Here is a 20563-nt window from a genome sequence, read left to right on the forward strand (position 1 = left end):
TATTAGCTTGAACATCTATATCGTAACGGAAAGGTGTTTTTCTTGGTATAACCCTTGGTCTCCACCCGCATAGCGGGTGGTTTTATGTTTAAGAAGCTGACGCTACTTAAACTGGCTAAAGCCATAAAAAAAGCCGGAACTCATAATGAGTTCCGGCTTTTTCCCACCCGCGAATAAAATAACCGACAGTAGTTCAATCTTCTTTTAATAAGAAGACTATGGCATTACTTTATATATTCACCACTACGCAGAGCTTCAATGCGCTTATCCAATGGTGGATGAGATAAGAACAATTCACTGAAACTCTTAGACTTACCATTAATACAGAATGCCATCATGCGCCCTTCTTCCTGAGGCTCATAACTGGTTTTGAGACGCTGCAATGCTGCGATCATCTTTTCACGACCAACTAGTTTCGCTGAGCCAGCATCCGCATGGAATTCACGGTGACGAGAGAACCACATGGTAATAATACTTGCCAAAATACCAAATACGATTTCCAGTACCATAGAGAGCACCATATAAACAATTGGATTACCATTGCTGCTTTCGCTTTCATCATCATTACTGGAAAGGAAGCTTGCCGCAGCCTGCGCAATAATGCGTGAAATGAAGATAACAAATGTATTCACAATGCCCTGCAATAAGGTCATCGTTACCATATCACCATTAGCAATATGACTAATCTCATGAGCAATAACAGCTTCCGCTTCATCACGACTCATATTATTCAGTAGCCCTGTACTAACAGCAACCAGAGAAGCATTACGGCGTGCTCCTGTGGCAAATGCATTAATATCAAGGGCATCATAGATAGCCACTTGTGGCATCGTAATTCCAACCTGATCAGCCTGACGACGTACTATTTCCATCAACCAAACTTCAGTTTCATTGGAAGGTTTCTCGATAACCTGACCACCAACAGAACGCAGGGCCATCCATTTTGACATTAATAAAGAAATAAATGCACCACCAAAACCAAACAAACCAGCCATAATCATAAGGCCAGTAACACTACTCCGCTGAACTCCGGTAAGTGAAAGTATTATTCCAAACACTACCATGACAGCAAGGTTAGTGAGAAGAAACAAGGCTATTCTCATCATATAAATTTGCTTCCTTTAATTATCAAACAGTTCAATTAAGAATTAAGTCATAAGATGGGGATTTAGCCCATATTATTCAAGTTTTTTAAGATGTTAAGCGATGAAATCAACATAACTTTACAATATAATTGAGTAGGAGGCGGGATCACTCCCGCCGTCCTCTCACGCCACCATACGTACGGTTCCGTATACGGCGGCTCATGTTAACGCGGGAACTGCCGTTGCTGTTCCAACAGTGATATTAAGCCAAACCTTCTGAACCGTGCGGTCTTTATCGCCTGATTCATATGGGTGGCTCCCGAGTTCCACCATGTGCCCCGTTGGTTACATGCTGATTCCATGCTCGTTTTTCCTTTAACCCTGCCCGCATTAGCATTTTGGCTCGGGTATAAGGACGCTTCCACTGCCGCCACAACAGGCAACGCAGTTTGCGGTTGATCCAACTGTCCAGCTCTTCCAGTACATCGCGATTTTCAGTCGGCTTTGTTTATCCCGGGTCACACTGTATCCCAGGAATTTACGTTCCCAGGGACGGGCAACCGCACTTTTCTTCTCATTCACCTTCAGCTTTAACCTGTCGTTCAGGAACGCGTTGATATCGCTGAGCAGGTGTTCGCCTGCTTTCCGTTCGTCAGGCCCGCATTTTGCTTTCGGCTTCCTTCAGATTTCACCTCACGATGAACACCCTTGCCGTTCAGCTAACACTTCTCCTTGCCGGGTGTGTAGAGGACTTACACCTCCAAGTCGTCTGTTAACCACCACAGATAACAGACAGCGCCTTGCCCAACGCACACAAAAAAAGGCCAGCTATCAAGCTGGCCCTCTATTAATAACGAAGTTTAAAAACTATTTCGTTATAGCCGCTTCAGCAGGCTGATGCGCAAGATCCAGCGCAATTTTTACCGATTCATCTAAATAAGGGTCTGGCCCTTTATAGTCTTTTGGTAAATCATCAAGAGACTTGAGCTGTTTTTTTCCTTCACGTTTAAAACGCTCATTCATACGATTCAACTTAATTGTATCGTATTCCTTATTTTCTTTCTCTCTTTGAGCATAATTCAAAGAGTAAACGCCTTTACGATCTTTGATAACTTTATAGTAAGCAATATCTTGTTTGATATATTTAAATTCAGGATCATTAACCGTACGTTGATTATGCAATTTAGTCAGTAATGGAACTAATGTTGAAATCACCTTTGAGGAAGTATAATGCGCAGGTTGAATACTGTCCCATGGTAACGCATTGTCTTCTTGGCTCTCACCTATTTCAGAAGTATCTTCCCCTGTCGGCATGATGATATCAGGCGTTACACCTTTGAGCTGAGTGCTGCCGCCATTCACCCGATAAAACTTCTGAATAGTGTATTGTACAGAACCAATCTCTGGCCAATCAGGCCTTAGCATCTGATCATATATTCGATTCAGAAACCGATATTGCTGAACTGTACCTTTACCAAAAGTAGGTTCACCGATAATTAATCCACGACCATAATCTTGCATTGCAGCAGCAAAAATTTCAGACGCTGATGCACTTCTATTATCAACTAAAACAACTAATGGGCCTTTATAATATACGGCTTCATCCGTATCTGATTCTTCTTTAACTCGACCAGTATTATCCCGGATCTGAACAACCGAACCAGTAGAGATAAATAGGCCGGATAGCGATACAGCCTCTGTTAACGCCCCACCACCATTACTGCGCAAATCGATGACAATCGCGGAAATTTTTTGTTTAGTGAGCTTCTGTAATTGTACTTTTACATCATTAGTCAGACCAACATAGAAACTCGGTATGTCAAGAACACCCACTTTTTCCTTGCCGACCGTTTTTACCGACATTTTGACCGCATTGTCTTCAAGACGGATGTTTTCACGAGTTAGGGTCACAATATGATTTTTTGCCCCTTTCGTACTTGGAATGATTTCAAGACGGACTTTACTGCCTTTTGGCCCTTTGATCCGAGCGACAACATCTTCCAGACGCCACCCTACAACATCTACTATAGGCTTGCCTACCTGACCAACACCTATGATTTTATCTCCAACTTTCAGCAAATTACTCTTGGCAGCAGGGCCACCAGCAAGTAATGAGCGAATGGTGACATATTCATCTTCATATTGTAAAACAGCACCAATACCTTCGAGAGATAGGCTCATTTCTGAGTTAAACTGTTCTGTATCACGAGGAGATAGATAACTAGTATGAGGATCTATTTCACGAGCAAAAGACATCATGATCGTTTGAAAAACATCCTCACTCTTGCTCTGTGTGAGACGTTTCAGTAACATCCGATAACGTTTAGTCAGTTTTTCTTTGATTTCTTTATCATTTTTTCCAGATAATTTGAGGTTTATCCAATCAAATTTAATCTTAGCGTTCCAAAGGTTATTTAGTTCTTCAACACTCGTTGGCCACGGCACCTTAGAACGATCTGTTTCAATCGTGTCATGGCTATTCAAATCAACAGGCTGCTCTAAACGAGAGAGAACATATTGATAGCGCTCAAAACGACGCTTTTGCATTAAATTAAACAGGGCATAAGGAAGCTTTAAATCACCCTCTTCAAGCTCTTTTCCTAATACGCCTTTTTGATCTGAAAACTGTGCAATATCTGATGCCAGAAAAACATTATGCCCATAATCCAGATGATTCAGGTAACGATCAAAAATTTTCCCTGAAAAATCTGCATTCAGATAAAGTTGGCGATAGTGAGAACGAAGAAAGCGAGAAACAATCCGCTTACTCACTGTGGAATGTTGTGGTTCCGGTTTTAAATCTGGCAACTGATTCAGATTAATAGTAGCTGTATTGTTACCATTAACAACACTGTCACTAATGGCAGTACCATTACTGACCGACTTGCTACTATCACTAATAGTGTCCGCATACCCTGTACTAGAAAATGATAGACCTAAAACGAAAGCCAAAATAATGAGTTTGTTCATGCCCGAGTTGGCCTCCGTATCAGAACTTTAAGTGTTCTGCGCGTACAATCATTGCCAAGCCAGTAGGTAACTGCACTCTTACACCATCTTTGGCAATTTCTAGCACAGAAGCATCCATTATGCTTTTTCCTACATTTACTTTGATTGTCTGTCCGACTTTCAAAGAGGATACGTCTGTGACTGAGTTCAACTCAGGTTGTGCAATTTTCTTTGTGGTTTTATCTGCTGATTTAGGCGATTGTTGCAGACGGTTTTGCGAACGAGATGGACGTTTTGCGCCATCACCTGATGCTTGACGGCGAGGAGCCGCTTTTTTACTTACAGGGCGTTCACTTTTCTTGTCAGATACGTTTTCAGTTTCACGTTTCTTAGCACGTTGCTCAGCTCGTTGAGCTTGTACTCGCGCTTTTGCTTCAGCTAATTGCTGGCGTGCATGTTCAATATGTTCAACTTCCAGCTCACCACATATATTTCCATCAAGGTCAACACGCTGAGCTCCCTCTTTGACACCATAGAGGTAACGCCAACTGGAAGTATACAAGCGCAGAGCAGAACGAAGTTGTGTTTTACTTAAACCCTCTTCATTCTGAATACGTTCAACGATATCCTGGAAGATACCAATCTTCAAAGGACGTGCTTCACCTTCTGCTACGAAACAAAGCGGGAAACGCTCGGCCAAGAAAGCAATGACTTCTTTACTACTGTTCAACTTAGGTTGATTTTCCATGAAATTTCCTGATTACAACGGTTTTGCCAACCAGCGCAGGCATGAACAGGCGACATTATAATAGCCTTACTGATAAATGCCACGTTATACGTATGTTAAGTTACGTTCTGTTGTAGATATTTTGACACAACACATTGTCTTAAATGCTCACAAAACCTGATAACTAGGGCTTTCAAGCCGTTTTCATCATTCTCATCGAACCGACCAAAAACCGTACTATCAATATCCAAAACACCAATGATTTTTCCATTGATTTCCAAAGGAAGAACAATCTCAGCATTGCTGGCTGCATCACAGGCTATATGACCGGGGAAAGAATGAACATCAGAAATACGCTGTATACTTTTATTTTTAACAGCCGCCCCACATACTCCCTTTCCCAGAGGGATGCGAACACAAGCGTTCTTACCCTGAAATGGCCCTAAGACTAGGGTATCATCATCCACTAAATAAAATCCAACCCAATTAACAGTATCTAAACGTTCATATAACAATGCGCTTGTATTGGCAAGAGTAGCGATAAAGTCGTATTCACCTGACAACAGTGCAATCAAACTATTCTCTAACTCTTGATAAAATTCATTCTTGTCCATACGCCCCTATGCGATAGATTAAAATTTAACACAATTTAAACAAAAGATTCACACAAAAGATTTTTACTCTCTTTGACAAACTCTTTCCGAAAATAATTTACCACTATAATATAAACTCTTTCAGGATATCGTTTATTTATCTGAATTTAAATTTTCTTTAATTATTTTTACCAGTATTCTCTGATAAAATTCAGGTATATATCACAGCTTATATTCAAAATTAGTCTGATTTGCAGCCATAAATGCGCTTTTGTTCATACTCTTGTTCTAAAAACCTCACTGAATAGGTTCTCAAAATAGTGATACATTCAAATGATAAGGCTTCCTTACTCCTCGGTTGACGAGGAGTAAGGAAGCAATCTGCCTACAATTTTGGAATGCTATTTAGCATTCTGAATGATCATTTTAATCGCATCATTATATGCATAAGAAAATAAGATAATTTATTGAAAAAAGAGTAAAGATGTCCCTTCCTCGTGACAAACAAAAAAAGGCCGAGTTCACTCCTCTACTCGGCCTAGGGAAAATGACTCTTATTCAAAGAGACTAGAGCTAAAAATTATCATTGAGACGTAGAACAACTTACCAATTAAAGAGTAGTTGACATACTATGATTTACCAAATTTTTACTCTTATAAGGTAATGATTGCTCTTCTTTACAACAATGGAATCAACTAAGCATTTACTTTTTATCGTTTGATTGATCACATAAAGCTAATGCTGCTTTCTGAAATGGCTCAATACTCATCTTTTCAGCTGGTTGTTCAGGATTGTCTAAGAGGATCGTGTCTAGTGATGTTGCAATAACTTTATTAGATTTCATCAGTTGCGTTGCCCGATCATTCAATGGGTATTGCATCAATGTACTAGGATTTATAACAAACAATGCCCCACCCGAACGACAATCAAGCATAACTTCTTCACGGGTGAATGCCCATTGTTTACCAAATTGTAGTTTACTGACAGTTTGTATCGGGGCAGCAATCCCCTGAAAAGAAAGAAGAAAAAAAGGCAGAGCCCACAATACTCGTTTCATTACCATTCCCCCTGATAAACACATGCTGTAATTTTATCGCTAATTCATCTGTTTATATACCCAGATTTACATCAATCATCCAAGAATCACGCAGGAGGTTGTGTTGCAAAAACAGCCACACATAATAGTGCTGATGTTCCTAAGATAATTTCCAGCCAACTATTGATTATTAATAGCTGGTAACACCTTTGCTGCCTCAATTTAGGAACTAACATGTAGCGGTTGAGCAGTGCTAAAAGTACCATACCAGCGACCAGAACTATCTTCAGCCATAACATGGATTGATATTCAGAAAGGGCACGACTGAAAGTCGGCCATCCGGGAATTAAGATAACACTACTCACAATTCCTGTTATTATCACCAGAAAAACAGCGAAATGCCCATAAAAGGAAAACTTCCTCATCGCCGCGATGCTTTCCGAATATAATCTAATTTCCGAATATTGATCAACAGCGATATTCTCACTATTATCTGCATTCCCTGCGCTTGTCTTGTCTGCATATGCACCATCGCGATATTGATTTGATTCTGATGCCTTTTTAATACGAAAAAACTGTAGACACAGTAAAAACGGCCATAATCCACCAAACCAATAACCCGCACTCAGCAAATGAACAATCTGATTAGCTTGCAGTAGTAACCCTAAATGACCTTCATGCATAGCTGCATGGCCGATAAAAGCATGGCTGGATAATAAAATGACTGAACAACCCAGCAACAAGAGATTTTTGATTCTGGCATCGGAGAGGAACAACGCCCCAGCAGCAAGTATTGCAACCAATAGCTGCCATTTCCAAACCTGCCCAAAAGAGGTATTCAATACAGCTAACCAAATTTCAGGCATATAAACATCTTGCCAGCCATCTCCCATCAGCCCAGCTTGAACGATAAACCAGACGATTGAAGTTATTAAAGCCAACACAGTGCTGATTAAAATAACAACTTTTAACCACTCCCTTATCAGCGTTGAAAAATGGCCTGAAACAAGCATCATCGTGAATAAGCTAAGGCCAAACATCAGCATGACAACGACAAAATGAGAGAAACGGCAAAATAGGTACAGAGCTTCTAAAGAGATCATTATTTTACAGTAAAGTTGTAAACACCTTTAGTTTTATGACCATCGACAGAAAGTACACTCCAGTCAACTCTATATTCTCCGGAGGTAAGTTTACCTTCAACTGGCAGGATTAATTTAGTTTTGGTTTCAGGATCAAGTTCCAGCTTACCGGTTTTAACCTCTGCCTTTTCTGGACCAATTAATTTTATCTTACTGAATCCAAGTTCAATACGCTCTGAAAAACTTAGGGTTATAGCTTGTGGAACAGCTTCAACAGTTGTGTTTTCTGCAGGAATCTGATCTTTCAAATGTGCATGAGCCAAAGCCTGTTGACAGGACATACCGACAAACAGAACCACAAGAGTAGATAATTTGGCCCAGAATGAACGGATGTTAAGAATAGACATATAGATAACCCTTTAATATGTACATGAATTTTTATAGTTACACGAAGGGATTCTATATCAAAAAATCGCTTTAATCTGCGATCATTGATGAACAATGTCTTGACCTGTGAAGCACTACGCAAAAATGGGGACAAAAAATGAAAAGAACCGTAATTTTTGCTTCAACGATACACGTAAAACAAGAATTACGGTTAAAAAACAGTGCTAATTAACTTAATTGACTATTCATCAGGCATGTGCCGGTGCCATAGATAAACTTTTCAGATCTTTATCAAGTAAGAACAACGCCTTGCCGCCTTCCCCCACCATATCCAATTTATCCAGAATAGATTTGAACAGTTTTTCTTCTTCATGCTGTTCAGCGACATACCATTGCAAGAAATTAAACGTAGAATAATCCTGAGTCATCATCGCTACATGAGCAAGTTTATTGATCTCTTCTGTGATCAATTTTTCATGCTCATAAGTTTGATTGAACACATCAGAAATAGAGTTAAACTCAACAGGAGGAGCTTGAATAGCTCCCAGGACAGGCATTGAACCAGTATCACCCAAATAATCAAACAAACGCTGCATATGCTGCATTTCTTCCTGAGAATGAGTTTTTAAAAATGCCGCTGCACCTTCATACCCTTTGTCACTGCACCATGCACTCATTTGCAGATATAAATTTGCAGAGTAAAATTCCAAATTTAATTGCTCATTCAATTTTTTGATCATTTCTTGTTTTAACATCAGCCAACCCTCCTAATAGTTCATTAAACTCAGGCTATTATGCCAATTAAAAACATATAAGACAAAAACAAAATAATAATATTTAATTAGTTGATAATTAATGTTTTTATTAAATTCATTAACAAGAATAAATCTCATTAAATATAAGAAAATAAGAATCAGTTTTATTTATTTAACTCCCCATTAAAAAATCCTTTTAATAAAAATGAGAATTGATATTATTTATATTTACCCGATTTTTTTTAAACTTTTTTAAATCACTTGCTAAACAAAAAAGAGTTGATTAATTTTCTACTTTGAGAAGTAAGTTTTCAGAGAGGCCATAAATGGGACATAATTTAGCCGAGCTATCTAAAAATGAGATGGATAAGGTCAATGTTGATTTAGCAGCATCCGGTGTTGCTTTTAAAGAACGCTATAACATGCCTGTCATTCCTGATACTGTAGAGCAATCACAACCGCCACATTTGCGAGAATATTTTCGGCAGCGCTTGCAACACTATCGCCAGCAATCACGATTTATGTCGCGCTTACCTTATGAACCCAGAAGCCGCTGAGGGAATATGGGAAAGATAACCACCACCCAATGGTGGTTATCTCAGTTATTTTCCAACAAATTTGTCCGTTGCCTTAATTAACTGATGTAAAATACCCGCTTCATCGAACGAATGGCCTGCACCTTCCACAACATGCAATTCAGCCTCCGGCCACGCTTTTGCCAGATCCCACGCATTCTGTACCAGACATGCGATATCATAGCGACCATGTATAATAACGGCAGGGATATGTCTGATAACGTCAATATGATCCAATAATTGCTGAGTTTCATCCATAAAACCGTTATTGATAAAGTAATGATTTTCTATGCGGGCAAATGCTAAAGCAAATTTATCTTCTGCAAATGAATCCGCATTATCAGAAGGTAGTAACGTTACCGTTTCACCTTCCCAAAGACTCCATAAACGTGCAGCTTCCAGCTGTACTTGTAGGTCATCACTTGTCAGCCGTTTGTTATAAGCCGAGATCACATCTTTGCGTTCTTCTTCAGAGAGGATAGATAGTGTACGTTCCCATTTCTCTGGAAAAAAATGAGAAGCCCCTTCCTGATAATACCAATGTAACTCTTGTGGCCGAAGCAGGAAGATCCCCCTTAACACTAATTCAGAGACACGCTCAGGATGTTTTTCAGCATAAACCAAAGAAAGTGTCGAACCCCAGGAGCCACCGAACACCAACCACTTTTCAACACCCATTAGATTACGCAACCGCTCAATATCATCTACCAGATGCCAAGTCGTATTATTTTCCAGACTAGCATGAGGTTTAGATTGTCCGCAGCCACGCTGATCGAACAACATAATATGATAACGTTCAGGATCGAATAATTGCCGATGATAACTTGAAATACCACCGCCGGGGCCACCATGAATGAATATTGCTGGCTTACCTTTTGGATTACCACATAATTCCCAATAAATCTGGTGCCCATCCTCTGTATCTAAATACCCTGTTTGATACGCATCATAAGCAGGATAAAGTTTCCGTTGTTCCGTCATAAGTCCCTCTCACAGTTTAACCAAAACGGGATACTTCCTAGTATCCCGTACGTATTTAAAGATAATATGACAAGCTATTTACTTTATTTCACGATAACTAATAGTTTCTTTTTGACAATCAACAGTGACATTGTAACTTTTATCCTTTTTTGAACCTCGGACGATAAGTGGAACCCGCAATGCATTTTTATCGCCAGTAATATCGTTGACATTTATCCATGCAATCGGTTTTGCAGTCCCTAACTGCTTTTTGTCTGTATCCCAATGTACTATACGATGTTGCAAAAAATCTTGCTTAACTTGCGCTGCAATTTGATCGTTGGTTAAATTTTTACAAGAAATAAACTTTGCCACTCGCTCATTCTCAGCAGCTGTCGTAACAAATGAAACAGACAACAAAAACCCTGCACCCAATAACCCGATGCAGTGAATAAACTGACTTGCCTTCATATTAATTACTCCTATTACCATCCAAATCATATGGACTCTAAGTCGCGATAAATTAACATGTAGTAGAAAGTAATTATGTGAGTCTGTTAAAAATACGTTACAACTATTTTTCATCATCCTCAAATAAAACATGGATATGCTCATTATCCCGATGTTTTTCACGCAATTCTTGAGCAACGATAGCAATAGCTTCTCCACTTCCCATTCCTTCTGAAATGAGCTGATGAATCCTTTCTACAGCAAGTTGCTGTTCTTCATGGGATAATGCTGGCATACCTGAAAACATAGTTATAACCTCAAACGTAATAATTTAATGGCAGGCTGCGATTATAGTATTTTTTATCTTAAGTCAGGAGTGAGATTCTATGTTAATCTCCACGCAGAGATACATTATTTACTGCGAACTGCCAAACGCCAACACTGATTCCATCATGAATATTGCATTACAGAAAAAACAGCTCCCTTATTCACCTGATCTTGCTACCCAATATTTTGCCCCTATTTCTACTTTTTCCTGGGCAATGTTATTGCACTCCGGAGCCGCAAATCACCTGCATAACCGATTTGATATTCTTGTCGCCGATCCTATAACAACGCTTGTTACTTGTGGCGAATCGACTGAGATTCATCATGGTGATGATACGTATCTTTCTCATGAAGATCCTTTCCTGCTATTGAAAAAGTATCTTCATAACTTTGATATTAATCCGCAATTTGATCCCGAACTGCCTTTTCAGGGAGGAGCATTGGGTATATGGGGCTACGATCTTGGAAGACGGGTTGAAAAATTACCTCAAATAGCTGCGAATGGGCTGGACTTTCCTGATATGGCTATCGGGATCTACAATTGGGGACTGGTTATTGACCACCAGCAACAGAAGGCCACCTTGCTGAGCTATCAAAATATTGATGAAAGACTGATATGGTTAGAGTCACTGCGGGAAAGCAATAAAAAAGACTTTTCCCTGAAAAATCAGTGGCAGTCCAACATAACAGAACAGCAATATCACGAAAAAATCGCTCAGATCCATCGTTATCTTCGGGATGGTGACTGTTATCAAATTAATTTGGCACAGCGTTTTCAGGCTGATTATCAAGGGGATGAATGGCAGGCGTTTACCCAGCTCAATGAAAGTAATCGAGCACCCTTTTCTGCCTTTATTCGTTTACCTGAACACTGCATTATCAGTGTTTCACCTGAACGCTTTATTCTGCTGGAAGATCAGAAAATCCAGACCCGTCCAATCAAAGGAACACTGCCCCGGCTGCAAGATCCTATAGAAGATCAATTGCAGGCAGGAAAATTAGCAAACTCACGCAAAGATCGCGCTGAGAATCTGATGATTGTTGACCTGTTAAGAAATGATATTGGCCGGGTCGCCACGCCGGGTTCTGTTAAAGTTCCTGAATTATTTGTCGTGGAACCGTTTCCAGCCGTGCACCATCTAGTCAGTACCATTACAGCAACCTTACCTGATAAATATCATGCCGCTGATTTACTTCGTGCCTGTTTTCCCGGCGGTTCAATCACTGGGGCACCCAAAATTCGCGCCATGGAAATTATTGAAGAATTAGAACCCCATCGCAGACATGGCTATTGCGGGTCTATTGGCTATATTAGTTTCTGCGGTACAATGGACAGCAACATCACCATCCGCACTTTACTGACAGAAAAAGGAAAAATTTACTGTTGGGCGGGAGGTGGTATCGTTGCAGATAGCATTGCTGAGAAAGAGTATCAGGAAACATTTGATAAACTCGGGCGAATCTTACCTCTATTAGGAGAACTTCAGACACAATGACATCACTTTCTGACTTCATTCATCGGTTTCAATTCCAGCTTCCTGCACAACCAACGAATTTGGCGAGCAATCAGCGGAATGCAGCAGTATTACTGCCGATTATATGTAAGCCAGAGCCGTCACTGCTGCTGACACAACGTTCTCAAAGCCTCCGCTCTCATGCAGGTCAAATTGCTTTTCCGGGCGGAGTCACTGATCCTGACGATAACTCATTGATTGCCACAGCGTTACGTGAGGCAGAAGAAGAAGTCAATATCCCACAAGACAAAGTACAAATTCTGGGTCAATTAGCTCCTTTGGATAGCAGTGGGGGTTATCGTGTCACGCCGATCATTGGTCTGATTCCGCCTCTAATACCTTTTCGGACAAATCCGACAGAGGTAGCCAGAATTTTTGAAGTCCCATTGTTTGATGCACTCTCCCTCCGCCATTATCGCTATCTAGATATAAAACGTCGTAACCAGCAGCATCGGGTCTATTTTTACTGGCATCAAGAACAAATGATCTGGGGATTAACCGCAGCGATTATTTATCAGCTGGCACAACAAGTTCAAAAATCGCCCTAGATTGGATGTAAAACAACACAAATATGCTCATTAATTATTCAAGATCATATCAATTGCTATTATAATTAAAAAAAAACTGTAAACTCCTTTATCAACACTACTAAATAACAGTAAAGTAGCGCGCTTTAATATAAATAACTATATCTCTTTCTTCTTAAAGGAGTCTGGCGTGATTAGCGTTTTCGACATGTTTAAGGTGGGTATTGGCCCATCCAGCTCTCATACTGTTGGTCCTATGAAAGCAGGCAAACAATTTGTCGATGATCTTGTAAACCAAGGAGTAATGTCCTCTATCACGCGTGTAGCTGTTGATGTATACGGCTCACTTTCATTAACCGGGAAAGGTCACCATACGGATATCGCTATCATCATGGGTCTGGCGGGTAATATGCCAGCCACTGTTGATATCGACTCAATCCCAGGTTTTATTCGTGATGTTGAGCACACTCAACGTTTGCCGCTGGCAAATGGTTTACATGAAGTCGATTTTCCTCGCGATGGTGGTATGAACTTCCGTAGCGATAATCTGTCACTGCACGAAAATGGTATGCAAATTCATGCATTCGCAGGTGACGAAAAAATTTACAGTAAAACTTACTATTCTATCGGCGGTGGTTTTATTGTCGATGAAGAACATTTTGGCAAGCCATCCCAAAATACCAAACCTGTATCTTATCCATATAGCTCCGCTGCTGAGCTACTGATGAACTGTAAAAAAACAGGTTTATCCATTTCTGGCCTGATGATGAAAAACGAGCTGGATTTACACAGCAACGAAGAAATTGCTGAGTATTTTGAAGATGTGTGGGCAACCATGCAAGCTTGTATTGAGCGTGGCCTGAACACAGAAGGTGTATTGCCTGGCCCATTGCGTGTTCCCCGCCGTGCAGCAGCATTACACCGTATGCTGACATCATCCAGCAATTTATCCAATGACCCAATGAATGTTGTTGATTTAATCAACATGTTTGCATTAGCCGTCAATGAAGAAAATGCTGCCGGTGGCCGTGTTGTTACAGCACCGACCAATGGTGCATGTGGTATCGTTCCTGCTGTTTTGGCCTATTACAATCACTGTATCGAGCCAGTAACACCGGAATTATACATTCGCTATTTTCTGGCTTCTGGCGCTATCGGTATCTTGTATAAGATGAATGCCTCTATTTCTGGTGCAGAAGTCGGCTGTCAGGGTGAAGTTGGTGTTGCCTGTTCAATGGCAGCCGCAGGTCTTGCTGAATTACTTGGCGCAAGCCCTGAACAGGTTTGTATCGCCGCAGAAATTGGCATGGAACACAATCTCGGCCTGACTTGTGACCCTGTTGCAGGTCAAGTACAGGTTCCATGCATTGAGCGTAACGCGATTGCTTCAGTCAAAGCGATCAACGCATCTCGCATGGCACTTCGCCGTACCAGCGAACCGCGTGTTTCTCTCGATAAAGTGATTGAGACCATGTATGAAACAGGTAAGGATATGAACGCGAAATACCGTGAAACCTCGCGCGGTGGTTTGGCGATAAAAGTCCAATGTGACTAATATTAGCTATCATTCACTCTCACTATAATGAGTGATACTGTTACCTATTTTCGCTACAACAAATCTTATCTGAAAAAAATATCCCTCCCACTTAGGAGGGATATTTTTTGGCTGAAACGGATCAATAAAGTATATTATTTTTCTTTTTTCGATAAACACATTACTATTTTTTTACATAAAAATTAAGAAAATGTTACCGAAAACAGTTTAAAAGATCTAATAAACCAAAAAATAACGCATAATAAATCAATAATTGACCAAATGACAGTTTTAAATCTCGTTTTAATCTCTCAAAACAGTCTGGCTTAATTTTTCTGACTGATAGCAATTTTCTTGAAGGCTTCAAATGATAATCTAACGACATATTTTCTTATGTAACGAAATATCAAACCATAAGGAATGAAATATTGAGATAGATTCTCGATAAGACTTTATGTTTGCAACTATCATATTTATTGATAAGAGATGCAATACATTAGAAATATTGAGCATGATCTTGCAGTAAGCCTGAATTCAATTGTTATAAAAAGGGGAAAACAAGTGAGTATAGCCATTATTATTGGCACACATGGGGCTGCGGCAGAACAATTGCTTTATACCGCAGAAATGTTGATTGGTGAACAAGAGAACGTTTCTTACATCGACTTCGTACCCGGTGAAAATGCTGATACATTATTTGATAAGTACAACAAAAAACTGGAATTACTTGATACAAATCAAGGGGTTTTGTTTTTCGTTGATACTTGGGGTGGTAGCCCATTCAATGCTGCAAACCGTATCGCAGTTGACAAAGATAACTACGAGATTATTACTGGTGTAAACGTCCCAATGCTGGTTGAAGCCTTTATGTGTCGTGACGATGATCCATCCATGGAAGAACTGGTTTCAGTCGCATTAGAAGCAGGCAAAGAAGGTATCCGCGCCCTGAAAACGGAACAAGACGAAGAACCGACAAAACCAGAACCACTCAAACCAGCAACACCTGCCACCGCACCTATATCAGCCCCTTCTGCGGGCGGCCATATGAAGATAGCCCTTGCACGTATAGATGATCGCCTTATACACGGCCAAGTTGCTACTCGTTGGACGAAAGAAACTAATGTCAGACGCATTATTGTAGTCAGTGATGAAGTTGCTCAAGATACCGTGCGTTCTACTCTATTAAAACAAGTTGCACCTCCTGGTGTCAGTGCGCACGTTGTAGACGTTGCTAAATGCGTTCGCGTTTACAACAACCCTAAATATGCGGGTGAACGGGTCATGTTGTTGTTCACCAATCCAACAGATGTTCTGCGTATTGTAGAAGATGGAGTTACTCTCGAATCTGTAAATATCGGTGGCATGGCTTTCCGCCAAGGAAAAACCCAGATTAACAATGCTATTTCCGTTGACAATTCTGATATTGAAGCCTTCGGAAAACTAAATTCTCGTGGCATAGAACTTGAAGCTCGCAAAGTCGCCAGCGATACTCGTCTGAACATGATGGATCTACTCAAAAAAGCTTAAAAAAACAGATACTATTTTTTACTAACCATTACTCAATAACAAAATTCTTACCAAATTACAATTTGGTTACAGGAGAAAAACAATGGAAATTACCGTTGTTCAGCTTGTGTTGATATTCATCGTTGCCTGTATCGCAGGTATGGGTTCCATTCTTGATGAATTTCAATTTCACCGTCCATTAGTTGCTTGTACATTCATCGGTTTGGTACTTGGTGATATGAAAACCGGCATCATCATTGGTGGTACACTGGAAATGATTGCGCTTGGCTGGATGAATATCGGCGCCGCAATCGCACCCGATGCTGCATTGGCTTCTATCATTTCAACCATTCTGGTTATCGCTGGCGGACAAGACGTTGGCGCGGGCATCGCTCTGGCTATCCCTCTGGCTGCTGCCGGTCAGGTTCTGACCATTATCGTCCGTACCCTAACCGTTGGTTTCCAGCATGCAGCGGATAAGGCGGCAGAAAACGGTAATCTTCGGGCAATCAGTGCCATTCATATTGCAGCCCTGATGCTACAAGCTATGCGAATTGCCATCCCTGCACTAATTGTTGCTATCTCTGTAGGAACTTCAGAAGTTCAGCACATGTTGAACTCCATTCCACAAGTTGTTACCAGCGGCCTAAATATCGCTGGTGGCATGATCGTGGTTGTTGGTTATGCAATGGTGATTAACATGATGCGCGCAGGTTATCTGATGCCATTCTTCTACCTTGGCTTCGTAACTGCCGCTTTCACCGACTTCAACCTTGTTGCATTAGGTGTCATTGGTATCGTTATGGCAATTCTGTATATCCAGCTTAGCCCTAAATACAACCAATCACAGACAGCCGCTACTGCTGGCAATACCTCAAACAACCTTGATAACGAATTAGATTAAGAGGATGAACAACATGTCAGAGACAACAAAGATCGGTCAGAAAAAACTGACACAAAGTGATATCCGTGGTGTTTTCCTCCGCTCCAACCTATTTCAAGGATCATGGAACTTTGAACGTATGCAGGCGCTTGGTTTCTGTTTCTCAATGATACCAGCTATTCGCCGCCTGTATCCTGAAAATACAGAAGAAAGAAAACAGGCACTGAAACGACATATGGAGTTCTTTAATACTCATCCTTATGTTGCAGCACCTATTCTCGGTGTCACGATGGCAATGGAAGAACAACGTGCCAACGGAGCCGACATTGATGACGGAGCAATCAACGGTATCAAAGTTGGTTTAATGGGTCCTTTAGCAGGTGTCGGCGATCCAATATTCTGGGGAACAGTACGCCCAGTATTTGCTGCCCTTGGTGCTGGAATCGCCATGAGTGGTAGCCCTATGGGACCTATCATGTTTTTCATCTTGTTTAATTTAGTTCGATTACTCACCCGTTACTTTGGTGTAGCATATGGCTATAAAAAAGGATTGGATATTGTTAAGGATATGGGTGGTGGCTTCTTGCAAAAAATGACAGAAGGAGCGTCAATTCTCGGCCTGTTTGTCATGGGAGCCTTGGTCAATAAATGGACCAAGGTAAATATCCCGCTGGTAGTTTCTGAAGTCCCTGATCCAATCACAGGCGAAATGAAAGTGACTACAGTTCAAACCATTTTGGATCAATTAATGCCCGGCTTGATGCCATTATTGCTCACATTCGGTTGCATGTGGTTGTTGCGTAAGAAAGTCAACCCTCTCTGGATAATCGTAGGCTTTTTCATCCTTGGAATTGTTGGTTTCCGTTTTGGTTTCCTCGGCTAAATCTGATTTTCCAGCATAACTCAAATAATTGGGGAGGTTTTTTCTCCCCAACTATTACAACAAAAGTATGATAAAACATCCATCTACTATGAAAATAGGGATTAAAAATGAGTTTGAATGATTTCATCTTATTAATTTTAATTGTGTTAATGCTCGCTTTTGCGATTTATGATGAATTTATTATCATCCAGCTCAAAGGGAAAACGCTGTTAAATATAAAATTGAAAAGAAAGCAGCGAACTGATGCATTAATTTTTATTATTTTAATTGCAATTATTATTTATAATAACATTTCGTCACACGGCAGTCAGTTCACTACCTATTTGTTATCATTTATCATTTTGATAACATTATATCTGGGTTATATTCGCTCACCAAAATTACTTTTCAAAAAATACGGCTTTTACCATGCCAATCGTTTTTTTTCATATGAAAATATCAAAGCAATGAATTTATCTGAAGATGGTATTCTTATGATGGATTTAGAACATCATAAAATATATATCTCCGTAATAAAACTGGATGATTTAGAGAGAATCTATCAATTTCTCATAAGCAACAGATAATGATAACTATTATCAATTTCATATTAGAAATATAACAAATATTTTTTGCCTTTCACTCTGGATATGGTAGAGTCCATTTCAGTCATTGGGGAGTAGCCTGTTCCAGAAAATTTCTGGAAAATTCGTATCAACATACTCGTTTTAAAATAAAACGTGGTACGAATACCTGAAGCGTCTAATTAATGTATATCCAATAAATTTCTAATTACAGCGTAGCTAACAAAGCTGTAACCTGAAAGACAACGGATATAGATATAGAGGCTCTAAATCGGTTGGCAAGACCATAGACACATAACAACACCATTAGGTTGGGGGTGAGTTATGTGTATATGGAATCACCCAACCGAGGCTGTTTTGATGAATTTATATGCTACATTTATTCTCGCACTGGCACTTTCTATGGATGCTTTTGCTGCTGCAGTAAGCAAAGGCGCTACTCTTCACCGCCCACATTTTCGGGAAGCCATTCGTACAGGCATTATCTTTGGTTTGGTTGAAGCCTGCACCCCACTAATCGGTTGGTCATTAGGATTATATGCCAGCCAATATATTATGGAATGGGATCACTGGATTGCCTTTTCATTATTATTTCTTCTGGGCTGTCGGATGATTATCGAGAGTTTCAGGAATGAGCCAGATGTTCCTCAGAAAACCTCTCCTCAGCGACATAGCTCGGTAACATTAGTTCTCACTGCTATTGCTACCAGTCTGGATGCTATGGCAATTGGTGTCGGCCTTGCCTTTCTACAAGTAAATATTTTACATACCGCAATGGCGATCGGACTAATGACAATGGTTATGGCTACACTAGGAATGTTAATCGGCCGCTACATTGGCCCTCTGTTGGGTAAAAGAGCTGAATTAATGGGTGGATTGGTATTAATTATTATAGGTTTCAATATATTATTTGAGCATCTCGAACTATTTATGTATGCACAATAATTTTATCACCCAATAAACCTGGGGAGGTTCATATTTCTATCCCACTCTGGGGTAAGCCATAATTAATCTACTCCAGATTTATTGTTTAATAATCTAATTACAAGATTACTACTATCAAATACGTCGATACATCTTCAACGTAAAATCTGCTTCGCAATTAAATTGCTTTTTCAACATCAAATGCGTTTTAACTTCTTCTGATGCCCGCCAAGCAAATGGAGTCATCTGCAATAAATCATGGGCTTGTTCGCCATTCAATGACATTTCATAAGCTAATGTTTCCGTGGAAATTAATTCGAATCCATCCCATTGTTCACAATTATCGGGATGCAGATGTACTTCCTGATAAATCAATTCTTTCAATTGATACAAATGACGTGAGCCTGGTGTCACCGTCAGAACGATCCCATGCTGTTTCACAACACGAGCTAATTCTGTTGCTTTACAGGGAGCATAAATCCGTAAAACACCATCCAAAGAGTTATCAGCAAATGGCAGGCGATGACTGGATGCCACACAGAAATTAACATTGGGATACCGTTTAGCACCATAACGAACGGCAACTTTTGCCACATCTAATCCATACACCACCAGATTTCGATGAAAATTTAACTGTTCCTGTACCGCAGCCGTGTAATAACCTTCACCACAACCAATATCCAGTAATATTTCCGCATTTTCCGGTAGATACTCATTAAGTAGAGCAATAGATTTTTGTTGTAATGCACGATAATGACCAGAATGCAAAAATGCCCTTCTCGCCTGCATCATCTCTATACTATCACCCGGCTCTTTCGAGCGCTTATGCTGAACAGGCAGTAAATTAACATACCCTTCTTTTGCGCAATCAAACTGGTGGTTGTTTTCGCAGCGCCATTGACGGTGAGCAAACAGTAATGGTAAATGACATAAAGGACATTGGTAAGACATAACATTCCGATGGGATAGGAAAAAATCAGGGTGTACTATATCATGTTTTTGGACCCATGTTTTTTTGATCCCATGTGTTCTAAGCCCCTGTTTTACTAAATTTAGTGTCTTTGGTTATCACAAAATAACATTTGCTTAACAAATGGAGTAATAGACACCTTATTTCTTAATATATACCCTTCGTTTTTCAAGTTGCCTCTTTAGTTGGCTGCGCTCATTCATCCCAGTCATCGTTTTTGCAAATATACGGTTATCTATACTCCCGGAGATTAATGAGAGGCTCCTGCCTCTCACCAGGGACCAACCTCTGGCTGGGCAAATTCGTTCCCGACGAATTTGTCGCTCCGTTGCC

The 20563-nt window shown here is 40.2% G+C and carries 22 protein-coding genes and 1 riboswitch; of the genes, 9 read left to right on the top strand and 13 right to left on the bottom strand.

All coding sequences use genetic code 11. From position 1 onward, the window contains the following. Positions 1 to 224: 224 nt before the first annotated feature. From htpX to ftnA, 9 genes are all read right to left on the bottom strand, one after another. A complete protein-coding gene (gene htpX / locus AACQ81_RS07715) occupies positions 225 to 1106 on the bottom strand; it encodes a protease HtpX (RefSeq protein WP_237386882.1) in 882 nt (293 codons plus the stop codon). Between the two features lie 283 nt (positions 1107 to 1389). Beyond that, positions 1390 to 1566 (bottom strand): group II intron maturase-specific domain-containing protein, encoded by a 177-nt coding sequence (locus AACQ81_RS07720; RefSeq protein WP_336885676.1) that lies wholly within the window; start codon positions 1564 to 1566, stop codon positions 1390 to 1392. 386 nt (positions 1567 to 1952) lie between these two features. Next, positions 1953 to 4055: a carboxy terminal-processing peptidase gene (gene prc, locus AACQ81_RS07725; protein ID WP_237386883.1), complete on the bottom strand. Its 2103-nt coding sequence runs from the start codon at positions 4053 to 4055 to the stop codon at positions 1953 to 1955. A 19-nt stretch (positions 4056 to 4074) separates the two neighbouring features. Then, positions 4075 to 4782, bottom strand: a complete 708-nt coding sequence (gene proQ, locus AACQ81_RS07730) for an RNA chaperone ProQ (RefSeq protein ID WP_237386884.1) — start codon at positions 4780 to 4782, stop codon at positions 4075 to 4077. Positions 4783 to 4877: 95 nt separating this feature from the next. Continuing rightward, positions 4878 to 5375 carry a GAF domain-containing protein gene (locus tag AACQ81_RS07735; protein ID WP_237386885.1) on the bottom strand — a complete coding sequence of 166 codons (498 nt, stop codon included), beginning with the start codon at positions 5373 to 5375 and terminating at the stop codon, positions 4878 to 4880. A 682-nt stretch (positions 5376 to 6057) separates the two neighbouring features. Then, positions 6058 to 6411 (bottom strand): YebY family protein, encoded by a 354-nt coding sequence (locus tag AACQ81_RS07740; protein WP_237386886.1) that lies wholly within the window; start codon positions 6409 to 6411, stop codon positions 6058 to 6060. A gap of 86 nt (positions 6412 to 6497) precedes the next feature. After that, positions 6498 to 7493: a CopD family protein gene (locus AACQ81_RS07745; RefSeq protein ID WP_237386887.1), complete on the bottom strand. Its 996-nt coding sequence runs from the start codon at positions 7491 to 7493 to the stop codon at positions 6498 to 6500. Beyond that, entirely contained in the window at positions 7493 to 7879 is a 387-nt protein-coding gene (copC, locus tag AACQ81_RS07750) for a copper homeostasis periplasmic binding protein CopC (protein ID WP_237386888.1), read from the bottom strand. Before copC ends, AACQ81_RS07745 begins: the two co-directional genes overlap by 1 nt. Before the next feature lie 228 nt (positions 7880 to 8107). After that, the gene (ftnA, locus tag AACQ81_RS07755) at positions 8108 to 8614 is read right to left on the bottom strand and encodes a non-heme ferritin (RefSeq protein ID WP_237386889.1); all 507 of its coding nucleotides are present in this window, start codon (positions 8612 to 8614) and stop codon (positions 8108 to 8110) included. Between the two features lie 326 nt (positions 8615 to 8940). Here ftnA and AACQ81_RS07760 point away from each other — a divergent pair, with 326 nt between their 5' ends. Then, complete coding sequence (locus tag AACQ81_RS07760; protein ID WP_237386890.1) at positions 8941 to 9171, top strand: DNA polymerase III subunit theta; 231 nt, start codon at positions 8941 to 8943, stop codon at positions 9169 to 9171. A gap of 45 nt (positions 9172 to 9216) precedes the next feature. On the opposite strand, the gene pip is transcribed toward AACQ81_RS07760, so the two are convergent. The 3 genes from pip to AACQ81_RS07775 all read right to left on the bottom strand — a co-directional run bounded on the left by pip (position 9217) and on the right by AACQ81_RS07775 (position 10906). Next, positions 9217 to 10170 carry a prolyl aminopeptidase gene (gene pip / locus AACQ81_RS07765; RefSeq protein WP_237386891.1) on the bottom strand — a complete coding sequence of 318 codons (954 nt, stop codon included), beginning with the start codon at positions 10168 to 10170 and terminating at the stop codon, positions 9217 to 9219. Between the two features lie 78 nt (positions 10171 to 10248). Further along, positions 10249 to 10620 (bottom strand): protein YebF, encoded by a 372-nt coding sequence (gene yebF, locus AACQ81_RS07770; protein WP_237386892.1) that lies wholly within the window; start codon positions 10618 to 10620, stop codon positions 10249 to 10251. Positions 10621 to 10723: 103 nt separating this feature from the next. Then, positions 10724 to 10906 (bottom strand): YoaH family protein, encoded by a 183-nt coding sequence (locus AACQ81_RS07775; RefSeq protein WP_092551038.1) that lies wholly within the window; start codon positions 10904 to 10906, stop codon positions 10724 to 10726. Positions 10907 to 11051: 145 nt separating this feature from the next. Between AACQ81_RS07775 and pabB the strand changes: the two genes are divergently transcribed. The 8 genes from pabB (at position 11052) to mntP (ending at position 19281) form a co-directional block, all read left to right on the top strand. Then, positions 11052 to 12422 (top strand): aminodeoxychorismate synthase component 1, encoded by a 1371-nt coding sequence (gene pabB, locus AACQ81_RS07780; protein WP_237386911.1) that lies wholly within the window; start codon positions 11052 to 11054, stop codon positions 12420 to 12422. Then, the gene (locus AACQ81_RS07785; protein ID WP_237386893.1) at positions 12419 to 12988 is read left to right on the top strand and encodes a CoA pyrophosphatase; all 570 of its coding nucleotides are present in this window, start codon (positions 12419 to 12421) and stop codon (positions 12986 to 12988) included. Before pabB ends, AACQ81_RS07785 begins: the two co-directional genes overlap by 4 nt. 169 nt (positions 12989 to 13157) lie before the next feature. After that, a complete protein-coding gene (locus AACQ81_RS07790) occupies positions 13158 to 14522 on the top strand; it encodes an L-serine ammonia-lyase (RefSeq protein WP_237386894.1) in 1365 nt (454 codons plus the stop codon). 540 nt (positions 14523 to 15062) lie between these two features. After that, positions 15063 to 16028, top strand: coding sequence for a PTS mannose transporter subunit IIAB (gene manX / locus AACQ81_RS07795; protein ID WP_237386895.1), 966 nt, complete (start codon positions 15063 to 15065; stop codon positions 16026 to 16028). Positions 16029 to 16110: 82 nt separating this feature from the next. Beyond that, entirely contained in the window at positions 16111 to 16911 is an 801-nt protein-coding gene (locus AACQ81_RS07800) for a PTS mannose/fructose/sorbose transporter subunit IIC (protein ID WP_237386896.1), read from the top strand. 13 nt (positions 16912 to 16924) lie between these two features. Further along, positions 16925 to 17773, top strand: a complete 849-nt coding sequence (locus tag AACQ81_RS07805) for a PTS mannose transporter subunit IID (protein ID WP_443089538.1) — start codon at positions 16925 to 16927, stop codon at positions 17771 to 17773. A gap of 107 nt (positions 17774 to 17880) precedes the next feature. Beyond that, on the top strand, positions 17881 to 18339 hold the full coding sequence (locus AACQ81_RS07810; RefSeq protein WP_237386898.1) for a DUF986 family protein: 459 nt from the start codon (positions 17881 to 17883) through the stop codon (positions 18337 to 18339). 75 nt (positions 18340 to 18414) lie between these two features. Beyond that, positions 18415 to 18553: riboswitch (yybP-ykoY riboswitch) on the top strand. Between the two features lie 143 nt (positions 18554 to 18696). Then, complete coding sequence (gene mntP / locus AACQ81_RS07815; RefSeq protein ID WP_237386912.1) at positions 18697 to 19281, top strand: manganese efflux pump MntP; 585 nt, start codon at positions 18697 to 18699, stop codon at positions 19279 to 19281. A 114-nt stretch (positions 19282 to 19395) separates the two neighbouring features. On the opposite strand, the gene rlmA is transcribed toward mntP, so the two are convergent. Then, complete coding sequence (rlmA, locus tag AACQ81_RS07820) at positions 19396 to 20211, bottom strand: 23S rRNA (guanine(745)-N(1))-methyltransferase (protein WP_237386899.1); 816 nt, start codon at positions 20209 to 20211, stop codon at positions 19396 to 19398. Positions 20212 to 20563 lie beyond the last annotated feature (352 nt).

The sequence above is a fragment of the Xenorhabdus sp. Sc-CR9 genome (genome assembly GCF_963897815.1).
GTDB lineage: Bacteria > Pseudomonadota > Gammaproteobacteria > Enterobacterales > Enterobacteriaceae > Xenorhabdus.